Here is a 12,115-nt window from a genome sequence, read left to right as displayed (position 1 = left end):
GCTTACTTCGCCTTCACCCGGCGCACGTGCTCCTCGAGCTCGGCGAACGACGGGCGTTCGGTCGAGAAGAGCACCTTGCGGCCGAACTCCACCGCAATCGCCGGCGCGTAGCCGTTCAGGCTCGCGAGAATGGTGACCTTGATGCACTGGAGCAGCTTGGTCGATTCGGCCACGCGCTGCTCCGCGAGGCTCGCGAGCGGCCCGATCAGCCCGTAGGACAGCAGGATGCCGAGGAACGTACCGACCAGCGCCTGCGCGATCATCGCGCCGAGCACCGCGGGCGGCTTGTCGGCCGAGGCCATGGTGTGGACCACGCCCATCACGGCCGCGACGATCCCGAACGCCGGCATCGCGTCGCCGACGCGCGTGAGCGCATGGGCCGGGCCTTCGCCCTCGACGTGATGCGTCTCGATTTCCTCGTCCATCAGGCTCTCGATCTCGAACGCGTTCATGTTGCCGCCCACCATCAGGCGCAGGTAGTCGGTCAGGAATTCGACCATGTGCTTGTCGGCGAGGATCTTCGGGTACTGCGTGAAGATCGGGCTCTTTTCCGGATCGTCGATGTCGGCTTCCAGCGTCAGCGTGCCTTCCTTGCGCGCCTTGGCGAGCAGCACGTAGAGCAGCGCCATCAACTCCATGTACAGCGCCTTCGTGTATTTCGAGCTCTTGAACAGCGCCGGCAGCACGCGCAGCGTCGCCTTGATCGTCTTGACCCCGTTGCCGAGGATGAAGGCACCGAGCCCTGCACCCACGATCATCAGGATCTCGAGCGGCTGGATCAGGGCGCCCAGGTGGCCGCCCGCGAGCGCGTAGCCGCCAAACACGGACAACAACGTCACGAGAGTTCCCACGATAATCAGCACAGCCTGTCCCTCACGAATGGCCGGCGGGGAAAGGCCGCCGATAAGTGGTTTACGGCAGGGGTGTCGAAAACTTTCACCTGCGGGGGCGGGGACTAACCCGATGTGATCCGGGTCGGCAAAATATGCCGGACTGCGCGCCGAGCGGGGGGCGTCGCGGCGGCGCCTCGCGCACCGCCTGGTTCGGCGCAATCCCGCGCCTGGCCAGGCCCAGGCCGCTGCGGGCGGCCCCGGCCGGGCTCAGACCGCGGCGAGCGCGACCGCCGGTTCGGCCTCGGCCTTCGCGGCGGCCTTGCGGGTCTTGCCGGCACGCGACGGCGGCTGGCACAGGCCGCAGACGAAGCCGCCCTGCGGGTCATGAGCGTGCGCAACAAAATGGCCGCCGCAGCGCGTACACGGCGTCATCTGCAGCATCCCCGAATCGAAGAAGCGCACCAGCGTCCAGGCGCGCGTGAGGCTCAGCGCCGCCTCGTCGTCGGACAGGCCGACGTGCTCGAGGTAGAGCCGGTAGCTCTTCACGATCGACTGGATCGAGTCGCAGCCGCCATGGGCCTGCATGAAGCGGTAGATGTTGTAGAACAGCGACGAATGGATGTTCGGCTGCCAGGTCATGAACCAGTCCGTCGAGAACGGCAGCATGCCCTTCGGCGGCGAGACGCCCTTCAGTTCCTTGTACAGCTTGATCAGGCGGTCGCGAGACAGGTTCGTCTCGGCTTCCAGCAGTTGCAGTCGGGCACCCAGCTCGATCAGCTCGATCGCCAGGGTGATTTCCTTGACCTCGAGCACCACGCTCTTCGTCGCCATTGCAGTCTCTCCGCGAATTCCGGTATTGGGCCGAGCACGCGCGCCGGGCGCACAAATGCGCGCCGGGCCACGGACGGCGAATGATGTAGGGAGTTAGCGGAGGCTTTCGACGGGCTGCCCGGCCATCAGGATGGCTGAGTGCGCCTGCGCGACGGCCGTACTGCGCCCCTTGTCGGCAAGCGAGGACAGCAGGGCGTGGTCGTCGAAACGGAAGCGGCACAGCATCTGGTTCGATGCCGCGAGCTTGACCGTCTGGGCGAGCGTCAGGTTCGCGAGCACGTCCGCGATCTCTTCCGAGATGCCCATGCGGAACATGCCCATTGCCTTGTCCTCACGCAGCAGGCGCTGCGCGAGCAACAGATACGACAGGTTAACTTCCTTGATCTCGGCGAGCATTTCACTGGTCGCGCTCATGATTCCCCCGTAAGAAATCTTGGCCATCTAGCTTTGAAAACGTTTGCCAGGTCTGCTCGCCCACTGGGTCGGCAACCGGCGTTTATATTCTTGCAGTCATTGTGGCCAAACGAGTTTTCGGCGGGTATCAGCAAAGGGGAACGCGCAGCGCAGGATTTGTCTGTAAACCGTGTAGGAATTTTTCCGACATCCATGAGGACTTACGGAACCTGTTGTTTTCATGTAAACCCTTGATGGGCAAGGGTTATAACGGCACGTAATAATTTTTCTTCAGGTCATTTTCGCGATATCTTTGCGCCTGACACAATCGGCAGGCACCCGCCCGGAAAACGGTCGCCCGCCATCCGGGATTCCTCCTATTTCAGGCTGTAACAAGGGTTAAGTGTTTGCAAAACCACTCGATCCTCGCCGCTCGATCCCGATAATAGAGTCGAACGGTCGGCCGGCGGTCCCCTTGCCTCGCTCTGCGGACCGCCCCGCTGCCCGCCGCCGCAGGCGCCCGATCCGGCGCACTGCGCGCCGGCCCGGCCACCATACGCACAGGAGAACCACTCATGCGCATCGCCCAAATCGCCCCGCTCTACGAAGCCGTCCCGCCAAAACTTTATGGCGGCACCGAGCGCGTCGTGTCCTACCTGACGGAAGCCTTGGTCGAACTGGGCCACGACGTCACGCTGTTCGCGAGCGGCGATTCCGTCACGTCCGCGAAGCTCGAAGCCTCGTGGCCGCGCGCGCTGCGCCTCGACCCGTCGATCCGCGACTCGATGGCGCCGCACATGCGCCTGCTCGAACAGGTGGCGCGCGTCGCGCATGAGTTCGACGTCCTGCACCTGCACCTCGACTATCTGCCGTTCCCGCTGCTGTCGCGCCTCGACGTGCCCTACGTGACCACGCTGCACGGCCGGCTCGACCTGCCCGAGCTGCAGCCCGTGTTCAACGCGTTCCCGAACGCGCCGGTGGTGTCGATCTCGAACTCGCAGCGCATCCCGCTGCCGCAGGCCGGCTGGGCCGGTACCGTCTACCACGGCCTGCCCGACACGCTGCTCACGCCGCAGCAGGACCGCAAGCCAGAGTATCTCGCATTTTTGGGCCGGATCTGTCCCGAAAAGCGTGTCGACACCGCAATTCGTATCGCGGCCAAGAGCGGCCTGCCGCTGAAGATCGCCGCCAAGGTCGACAAGGTCGACGAGGAATACTTCAAGACCGAGATCGAGCCGCTGCTCGCCACCGCCAACGTCGAGTTCATCGGCGAGATCAACGAGGCGCAGAAGCCGGCGTTCCTGTCGGGTGCGAAGGCGCTGCTGTTCCCGATCGACTGGCCGGAGCCGTTCGGCCTCGTGATGATCGAGGCGATGGCCTGCGGCACGCCGGTGGTGGCGTTCAATCGCGGCTCGGTGCCCGAGGTGATCGAGGACGGCCTGACCGGCTTCATCGTCGAGGACGAACACAGCGCGATCGGCGCGCTGCAACAAATCGACACGTTGTCACGCGAAGCGATCCGCCAGCGTTTCGAAACGCGATTCAGTGCGAAGACGATGGCACGTCACTATGTGGAGATTTATGAAACGCTGGGCGCTCACGTCAAGCGACCGCATTTGACGCGACTTGCCGCGAGCTGATCCGGATTCGGTGCGGGATTCCACCTGATCCGCCCGTAATGTGAATCGCAAAAAGAAAAGCCGCATGTGACATGCGGCTTTCTTTTTTCGTGGCCCACCCTCGCGCGTCGATTCACTCGACCAGATAACGCTCACGATTTTTCCCGACGATCCAATTGGGGGGTTTACCACGGCCACTCCAGGTGGCGCCCGACTTGGGATCACGATACTTCGGCGGCAGCGGTGCCTTTTTCGGCGGCCGGCCGCGCCGCGCGCGCTCCGCGAAACCGAGGTCCTGCGCCGTCAAGCCGTATTCGGCGATCTTGCGCTGTAAATCAGTGATCACAGCCTCGACTTCCTGACGGCGGACGTCCTCGGCTTGCACCTGAAGGTCGGCGATCTGCGCCTTGAGTTTTGCGTATTGAGACATTTTTCACTCCCTATTCCCGATTCGCCGAGCATGCAGCGCCCCGGCCCCATCGCTCCGTTCCGCAATCAGCACTGTACCGAAACCGGGCGTCGCCCATTTCGTATGAAAAATTTTATTGCGGATGCGTTATATTGCAGTGCGATTTAATTCTAATAAAAATCCTGCGCCGCCTGAGCGGAATTTAACAATCGTTGACTCTTGGCCACGCATTGGAAATCTTATAATCCAATGCAATTGCGGCGGCGTCAATTATTCGCCGCGCAACCAACGAAATTTTCACTCTTTTTGAACGCACGGTTCACGAAAATCGCCACGCGGCGTCAACGCGGCGATTGCATGATTGCCACGTGTTCACCAATTCGGACAAAAAGCCGGAACCATTACGAGGAGCGCGGTGGCGGCGACCCCGACGCCGCTCGACCTGATACAAGAGCCGGGGGATGGTGAACTTGAGCGGGCGCCGCGGCGCCCGCTTTTCGTTGGCGCGGCGGAATCGAACGATCGCTTGGGGAAAGGCCGCGTGGGGTTTCCAACGGCCCGGCGGCGGGCCGCGGCGCCTGGCGCGCGTTCAGCGCGCCGGATCGGCGTTGATTTCGAACAGCATGCGCAGATGGCGCGCGACGCCCGCGTCGGCGTTGCTGCCGATGCGCGGCACCGTCGGCAGGCGCAGCATCAGGTCCGGATTCGCGTTGTCCATCATGAACGGGAAGCCGGCGGTTTCGAGCAGGTCGATGTCGTTCATGTTGTCGCCGAACGCGACGCAGTGGGCGCGATCGATGCCGAGCCGTTCGAGCACGACGCGCAGCGCCCGGCCCTTCGAGACGTTGGCCGTCATCACTTCCAGGCAGTCGGGCAGCGAATAGGTCACGTAGAGCGCGTCGCCGAAACGGTTCGCGAGGTTCGCGGCCACCACGGCCAGATCGCGCGGCTCGCCGATGTAGAGCACCTTCGCGACGTCGGTGCCGTCGTGCGCGAGCATGTCGATCACGCGGTAGTGGAAACCGGAGTCCTGGTGGAACGCGAGCAGTTCCGGCGCCTCGCGGTCGATCAGCCAGCTGTCGTCGGTGAACAGGTTGACGATCACGCGCCCGTGCGCGCCCGCCACCTCGGGCCGGACCAGTTCGCGCGCCATCGGCGGCGCGATGTCGAGCGCGTGCAACTGGGTGTCGTCGGGCGCGTGGACGCGCGCGCCGTTCGAGGTGATCAGGTAGGGCCGGATGCCGAGCACGTCGCGGATCCCGGCGACGTCGGCGTAATGGCGGCCGGTCGCGATCACGAAAGGCACGTCGTCGCCGGCCAGCCGCCGCACGGTCTCGATCGTGTACGGATCGAGCTGGTGATCGCTGTTCAGCAGCGTGCCGTCGAGATCGGTGCAGATGACTTTGTACATGGCGGGCGGCGAATGCGGAAACCCTGCATTTTAAACGCCGGCTGGTGAAAGCAGCGCAATGACGCGGGATCCCGGATGGACGCGGGCGGGCTTTTGGGGCGAGCGGTCGAGCGAGGCGGTGGATGCGAGGAAGCTCGTGCGCTCGCCGGCCGTGATTGATTTCGCGAGTGCTTTTCAATACGCGCGGGCCGCCGGGTTGCCGGGTTGCCGGGTTGCCGGGTTGCCGGGTTGCCGGGTTGCCGGGTTGCCGGGTTGCCGTTCTCCGTTCGCCGATTTACGGCAATCAAAACACCGGCGCCCCAGCCGCCGCTCAGCGCGCCCCGGCCAGCCGCGCGGCCTCGCGTTGCGCGAGCCGCAGCGCGCCGTGCGCGGAATCCGCCAGCGGCGCGCGCAGCCGCGCGCGATGCGGCTCCGGCACGGCCGCCTCGAGCTGGCCGGCCAGCCCGCCGCAGAGCGCGACCGGCAGCGCCCGCGCGGGATCGAGCGCGTCGATCATGCGGCCGATCGCATCGCCCGCCTCGGCGATCAGGCCGGCCGCGACCGGATGTCCACGATGCGCGAACACGGCCGGCGCGAGCGCCGCGTAGGCGGTCTGGTTCGCCGCGCACGACCAGACCACCAGGCTGTCGCGATCGCCGGCGCCGGTCTTTTCGAGCAGCGCCGCCGCGAATGCGTCAGCCGGCACGCGGCCGTCGAGCGCCTGCTGCGCATGGGCGAGCGCACGCAGCCCGAACCACGCGCCGCTCGCCTCGTCGCCGGACGGAAAACCGTAGCCGCCGGCGATCCGGCAGCGGCCGTCCGCATCGAGCGCGGCCGCGATGCTGCCGGTGCCGAGCGCGACGATCACGCCCGGCGCGCCGTCATGGGCACCCAGCACGGTGGTGTAGGCGTCGTTCTCGACCACCAGCGCGGCGGCCGGCGAGCCGGCGACAAACGCCGCCAGCCAGCCCGGATGGTTGCTGCCGGCGAGCCCGCAGCCGAGCACGCATTGCGCCCAGTCGATCCGCAGGCCGGCCCGCGCGAACGCGTCGGCGCACGCCGCGCCGATCGACGCCCAGGCCGCGTCGATGCCGAGCGCAAGCCCCGAAGGGCCGCCGCTGCCGCGCGCCAGCTCGCGCCCGTGGGCATCGGCAAGCACGGCGCGCGTGCCGGTGCCGCCGCCGTCGATGCCGATCAGATAGGTGGGTGCCGCCGTGGCGCGCGTCTGCTGCATGCTGCGATGCTCCGGGGAATGCGGGAATGGATGGGCCGAGGCGAGAGCTTAACCGGATCGCGGCGGGTCGTCGTGGATCGCCGCCCGGCGTCGCGCGCCGCTCGCCGAGATCGGATGGCCGGAATGGCTGAATGGCCGGCTTGCGCGGCGCGGCCGTTCGGCTATGCTGGGCGGCGGCTGAAATCCGCCGGCCGATAATCGGGCCGACAATCGGGCGACGAACCGGCCACCAGCCGGGCCGCCAACCACGCGAGGAGTCGATGGATACACGCTGCAACTGGGTCCGCACCGAGGCCGACGCGCATTATCACGACACCGAATGGGGACGCCCGTCGCGCGACGATCGTTACCTGTTCGAAATGCTGATCCTCGAGGGCGCGCAGGCCGGCCTGTCGTGGTCGACGATCCTGAACAAGCGCGAGAACTATCGCGCCGCGTTCGCGAACTTCGACGCCGACGCGGTCGCCCGCTTCACGCCGGCCCAGGTCGAGGCGCTGATGCAGGACCCCGGCATCGTGCGCAACCGCCTGAAGATCGAATCGACGATCGCGAACGCGCGCGCGGTCCAGCGCATCCGCGCGGAACACGGCTCGCTCGCCGCGTTCCTGTGGTCGTTCGTCGGCGACTCGCCGGTGCAGAACGGCTGGCGTTCGTATCGCGACGCGCCGGCCTCGACCGGGACCTCCGACGCGCTCAGCAAGGCGCTCAAGCGCTACGGCTGCAAATTCGTCGGCTCGACGATCTGCTACGCGCTGATGCAGGCGATCGGCATGGTCAACGACCATGAATTCGACTGCCCCTGCCGGGCCGCCTGCGCGGCGGCGGCTAACGTCGAGGCAGAAAACGCGGCCAAATCGACGATCGACGCGGCGCCATCGACGAAACACGCGGCCACCGAGGCCGCCGCCAAGCCGGCCGCAACCGCCAAGCCGGCCAAGAAGCCGGCCGCGAAGCCGGCCACCAAACGGCCCGCCGCGAAGTAGAAAAAAAACCCCACCACGGCCTGAGCATGCACGTCGCCACGAAGCGGCGCAGCCATGCTGCCGGCTCCAGGGCAGCCGGCAAACGACGATCCCGGGCAAACCCGATCCCGGCCCCCAAAAGCAAAACGGCGGCGCCACCTCTTGCGAGGCGGCACCGCCGTCCTGTTGCGAACCGTGGAAGCTTAGTGGAGCTTCTTCGGCAGCATCTGGCTGCGCAGGCGCTTGTGCAGGCGCTTGACTGCGGCAGCCTTCTTGCGCTTGCGAACAGCCGTCGGCTTTTCGTAGGACTGGCGCTCACGCAGTTCAGCGATCAGGCCGTTCTTTTCGATCGCGCGGCGAAAGCGGCGAATCGCTACTTCGAACGGCTCGTTTTCCTTCAGAAGAATCGTCGTCATGTCGTTCCCAAATTGCTTGATACGGTCAAAAACGTAGCGGCCAAGCGCCACGCACCGGCCTTCCGGGCGTTTCCACAAACAGGCGAAACGAGCGGCTTGGTGGCCTCGGAGGCCGGAAAAGAGAGGCGGAATGCACCGCGAAACGCCCGGCAACCCACACCAGGCGCCGCGTTTGACTGCCAGCAGGACATGCCGAAAACGGGCACCGCTTGCAGAAATCTCAATTCAGCCCGCCATGTTAGCAGGTAAACATTCGGACTGCCAGAGGTTTACCGCCTCCCTGTCGTATCCACACATTCGTGTCGTCCCGGGTATCTCCCGTCCTTCAGTCTTGGCCGCCGCTGCCGAAATCCATCTGTGGGCGGAGTCATCCGCGTGCAATCCCGCAACCGACAGCACTTTGCGTCGGCCACGGGGCGAAGCGCGATTCGCGACCGACGCGAGATTAAAAAGTCGGGACGAATCGAAACTATCCCTCAAGTTTTTTTTCGGGCCGCCGAAATCCTGCTCTGAGGCGGCCAGCAAAGAACGAGTGCGTCCGCCGATGCCAATGTTGGCTTGTCAAAGGTCTCGGCTCACTTAGGAGAATTTCCATGCTCGGTATTAATACTAATGTCAACTCGCTGGTCGCTCAGCAGAACCTGAACGGCTCGCAGAGCGCACTGTCGCAAGCCATCACGCGTCTGTCGTCGGGCAACCGCATCAACAGCGCGGCTGACGATGCAGCAGGTCTGGCGATTGCAACGCGTATGCAAACGCAGATCAACGGCCTGAACCAGGGCGTGCAGAACACCAACGACGCCGTCTCGCTGATCCAGACGACGTCGAGCCAGCTGTCGTCGCTGACGACCAGCCTGCAGCGTATCAGCACGCTGGCAACGGAAGCCGCCACGGGCACGCTGTCGTCGAGCGACCAGGCCGCTGCCGAGAAGGAAGTGGCGCAGCAGATCCAGGAAGTGAACCGTATCGCTTCGCAGACGAACTTCAACGGCAAGAACCTGCTCGACGGTTCGGCCGGCATCGTCACGTTCCAGATCGGCGCGAACGTCGGCCAGACGGTCAGCCTCGACCTGAGCCAAAGCCTGTCGGCGGCCAAGATCGGTGGCGGTCTGGTGCAATCGGGCACGAACGTCGGCACGATCCAGAACCTGAGCCTCGACGCGAACGGCGCGGCCACGACGGCGGCCCAACCGGCCATCACGTCGGTCAACGTGCTGTCGGACGGCAAGGGCGGCTTCACGTTCACGGACCAGAACGGTCAGGCCCTGAGCACGACGGCAGTCGGTGCGATCTTCACGACGGGCACGTCGGCAGGCACGGGCACGGCAGTCACGAACCTGACGCTGTCGACCGGCGCAACCAGCGGCATGACGACGGCACAGGCCAGCGCCGCCGCCAACATGATCTCGCAGATCAACGCCGTCAACGCGCCGCCGACCGTGTCGAACGTGAGCATCAGCGACGCAACGAGCGCCAACCAGGCCATCGTCTCGATCGCCAACGCGCTGACCACCGTCAACAACCTGCAGGCAACGCTCGGTGCAACCCAGAACCGACTGCAGGCCATCGCGCAAACGCAGCAAGCCAACTCGACGAACCTGTCGTCGGCTCAGTCGCAAATCCAGAGCGCCGACTTCGCGCAGGAAACCGCGAACCTGAGCAAGGCTCAAGTGCTGCAACAAGCCGGTATCTCGGTGCTGGCGCAAGCCAACTCGCTGCCGCAGCAAGTTCTGAAGCTCCTGCAGTAATCGCCGTAGCGCTTTGAAAACCCGGGCCGCGCCATCATGGGCGGCCCGTTCGTGCGACGGTGCAACCTTCCTCGTGGCCGTCGCGCGCTTTTTGTTTTCAGCCCCCCCGTTTCCGGAATTGGCGCTGCAACAGCCGCCTTTTCGTCGTACCGTTTTCTCGCGGTTTGCCGTAGGATCCGCCACGATCCGCAACTGAATTGTCTGCGCCGTCGATGGCGCCCCAACGGAGCTACGCGATGTCCACGATCTCGAGCAGCATTCTCTCGTCCCAGACCAGCAACAACCAGCTGTCCAGCAGCACCGCGCTGCAGGAAGCCGCGCAATCGATCATCAGCGGCTCGACGGGCAACACCGGCATGGACGTCAACACGCTCGTCACCGCGCTGGTCAATTCGAAGACGGCCGCGCAGGCGTCCCTGCTGTCCACCGCGATCGCCCTGAACCAGAACAAGTCGCAGGCCTACACGGCGCTGCAGACCGCGCTGACGACGCTGCAGTCGTCGCTCGCGACGCTCTCGGACGGCACCTTCGCCCAGACCTTCACGGCCACCGCCTCGGGCAGCGGCCTGACCGCGTCGGCCGGCGCCGGCGCCGTGGCCGGCACCTACCAGATCGGCGTGACCCAGATCGCCCAGTCGCAATCGCTGTCGTCGCCGGCGTTCGGCGCGAGCACGCAGCTCGGCACCGGCACCATGACGCTGACCGTCAACGGCAAGTCGTCGACGGTCAGCATCAACTCGAACAACAACACGCTGGCCGGCATCAAGGACGCCATCAACAACGCGAGCGACAACCCCGGCGTGACGGCGACCATCGTCAACGGCGCCGATGGCGCCCATCTGGTGCTGAGCTCGACGAACAGCGGCGCGGCCAACACCATCAACGTGAGCGTCAACGCCACCACCGACACCGGTCTGTCGGAGCTCGGCGTCACCTCCACCCCGAGCACCACCGGCGGCCAGTCGACGATCGTCTCGGCCGGCACCACGGCCGCCACCTCGTGGACCCAATCGACCGCCGCGCAGGACGCGCAATTCACGGTCGGCGGCATCGCGAACTCGAGCTCGACCAACACGGTGACCTCGGCGATCGCCGGCGTCACGCTGAACCTCACGCAGGCGGCGGTCTCGACCACCACGCCGGCCACCAAGCAGACGCTGACCATCGCCGCCGACACCACCAAGCAGTCGGCCGCGATCACGACCTTCGTGCAGAACTACAACGCGCTCGTCACGGCAATGCAGACGGTCGGCTCGTACAGCACCACCGCCGGCAGCAACAAGCCCACGGTCGGCGCGCTGTTCGGCGACTCGGCGCTCAACTCGATCCAGTCGCAGCTGTCGGCGATCCTCGGCGGCTCGGTCACCAGCAACGGTGTGACGGCCACGCTGAATTCGCTCGGCATCACGGTGTCGGACGGCACCGACGGCGCGACGGCGGGCGACCTGGTGATCAACCAGACGACGCTGACCACGGCGCTGACGAGCAACCCGGGCGCGACCGCGGCGCTGTTCAACAGCACCAACGGCATCGGCGCGCAGATGAACACCGCGATCACGTCGATCACGTCCGACAAGGGCGTGCTCACGCAGAGCGAGAACTCGGTCACCTCGACGCTGGCGAGCCTGAGCACCCAGCAGACGGCGCTGTCCGCCTACGCGCAGACGCTGACCACGCAGTACAACACGCAGTTCACTCAACTGAACACGGTACTGGCCGAAATGACGACCAACCAGAACTACCTGACCCAGCTGTTCGGCGGCACCAACAGCGCCGGCGCACTCGCCACCAACAAGTAAGCGGCCCGGGGAGAGACGGACATGGATCAGCAAACCCTCGTGAGCCAGGTGCTGGCGATGACGCACGACATCGAGCGGGCCGTGCGGCTCGCCGACTGGGCGGGCGTCGAGCGGCTGGTGGCCGCGCGCTCGCCCTACCTGATGTCGATCGAAGCGGAACAGACGCCGGAAAGCCTGCTGATGATCCGCGAGATCCAGGCGCTCGACGCGGCGGCGATCGCCGAATCGGCCCTGGCGCGCGACGAACTGCAGCGCGAGTACCGCGCGGCGAGCGAACGGATCCACGCGGCACGGCAGTACAGCCAGGCCGCCACCTCGCTCGGCTACTGAGCGGTGCGCCCCGAATAATCACAATTCACGCGCATGAGCGCGTGCTCGTTCACCTCGAAGCCCGCCCCGCGGGCTTTTTTTTCGTCGCCAGGCGCGCGAGCGGGCCTGGCCGTCCCAGCCGGAGCCACCCGCGGGAAATCCCGGAGACGCC

General features: G+C 65.7%; 12 protein-coding genes. 5 read left to right on the top strand and 7 right to left on the bottom strand.

What is annotated here, in order from left to right; translation table 11 throughout:
• Positions 1-2: 2 nt before the first annotated feature.
• The 3 genes from motA to flhD all read right to left on the bottom strand — a co-directional run bounded on the left by motA (position 3) and on the right by flhD (position 2,078).
• Entirely contained in the window at positions 3-863 is an 861-nt protein-coding gene (motA, locus tag bpln_RS00785) for a flagellar motor stator protein MotA (RefSeq protein WP_042623557.1), read from the bottom strand.
• Positions 864-1,100: 237 nt separating this feature from the next.
• A complete protein-coding gene (flhC, locus tag bpln_RS00780; RefSeq protein ID WP_042623556.1) occupies positions 1,101-1,664 on the bottom strand; it encodes a flagellar transcriptional regulator FlhC in 564 nt (187 codons plus the stop codon).
• A 93-nt stretch (positions 1,665-1,757) separates the two neighbouring features.
• Entirely contained in the window at positions 1,758-2,078 is a 321-nt protein-coding gene (flhD, locus tag bpln_RS00775) for a flagellar transcriptional regulator FlhD (RefSeq protein WP_042623555.1), read from the bottom strand.
• A gap of 554 nt (positions 2,079-2,632) precedes the next feature.
• Between flhD and bpln_RS00770 the strand changes: the two genes are divergently transcribed.
• Positions 2,633-3,697 carry a glycosyltransferase family 4 protein gene (locus bpln_RS00770; RefSeq protein WP_055137879.1) on the top strand — a complete coding sequence of 355 codons (1,065 nt, stop codon included), beginning with the start codon at positions 2,633-2,635 and terminating at the stop codon, positions 3,695-3,697.
• 112 nt (positions 3,698-3,809) lie between these two features.
• On the opposite strand, the gene bpln_RS00765 is transcribed toward bpln_RS00770, so the two are convergent.
• The 3 genes from bpln_RS00765 to bpln_RS00755 form a co-directional block, all read right to left on the bottom strand.
• Entirely contained in the window at positions 3,810-4,106 is a 297-nt protein-coding gene (locus tag bpln_RS00765) for an H-NS histone family protein (protein ID WP_042623553.1), read from the bottom strand.
• A gap of 568 nt (positions 4,107-4,674) precedes the next feature.
• Complete coding sequence (locus bpln_RS00760) at positions 4,675-5,496, bottom strand: Cof-type HAD-IIB family hydrolase (protein ID WP_042623552.1); 822 nt, start codon at positions 5,494-5,496, stop codon at positions 4,675-4,677.
• 310 nt (positions 5,497-5,806) lie between these two features.
• Entirely contained in the window at positions 5,807-6,709 is a 903-nt protein-coding gene (locus bpln_RS00755) for a glucosamine kinase nucleotide-binding domain-containing protein (RefSeq protein ID WP_055137878.1), read from the bottom strand.
• Between the two features lie 260 nt (positions 6,710-6,969).
• On the opposite strand from bpln_RS00755, the gene bpln_RS00750 reads away from it, so the two are divergent.
• Positions 6,970-7,692: a DNA-3-methyladenine glycosylase I gene (locus bpln_RS00750; protein ID WP_055137877.1), complete on the top strand. Its 723-nt coding sequence runs from the start codon at positions 6,970-6,972 to the stop codon at positions 7,690-7,692.
• Between the two features lie 182 nt (positions 7,693-7,874).
• Here bpln_RS00750 and rpsU read toward each other — a convergent pair whose 3' ends face one another.
• Complete coding sequence (gene rpsU, locus bpln_RS00745) at positions 7,875-8,087, bottom strand: 30S ribosomal protein S21 (protein WP_006401410.1); 213 nt, start codon at positions 8,085-8,087, stop codon at positions 7,875-7,877.
• 593 nt (positions 8,088-8,680) lie between these two features.
• Between rpsU and bpln_RS00740 the strand changes: the two genes are divergently transcribed.
• The 3 genes from bpln_RS00740 to bpln_RS00730 all read left to right on the top strand — a co-directional run bounded on the left by bpln_RS00740 (position 8,681) and on the right by bpln_RS00730 (position 11,964).
• Positions 8,681-9,835 (top strand): flagellin, encoded by a 1,155-nt coding sequence (locus tag bpln_RS00740; protein WP_042623549.1) that lies wholly within the window; start codon positions 8,681-8,683, stop codon positions 9,833-9,835.
• Positions 9,836-10,071: 236 nt separating this feature from the next.
• A complete protein-coding gene (gene fliD / locus bpln_RS00735) occupies positions 10,072-11,634 on the top strand; it encodes a flagellar filament capping protein FliD (protein ID WP_042626357.1) in 1,563 nt (520 codons plus the stop codon).
• A gap of 21 nt (positions 11,635-11,655) precedes the next feature.
• Complete coding sequence (locus bpln_RS00730) at positions 11,656-11,964, top strand: flagellar protein FliT (RefSeq protein ID WP_055137876.1); 309 nt, start codon at positions 11,656-11,658, stop codon at positions 11,962-11,964.
• Positions 11,965-12,115: the final 151 nt, after the last annotated feature.

It is taken from the genome of Burkholderia plantarii (assembly GCF_001411805.1).
Lineage (GTDB): Bacteria > Pseudomonadota > Gammaproteobacteria > Burkholderiales > Burkholderiaceae > Burkholderia > Burkholderia plantarii.
Note: the sequence above shows the minus strand (reverse complement) of the source record. Positions and strands in the feature narration are given on the sequence as shown.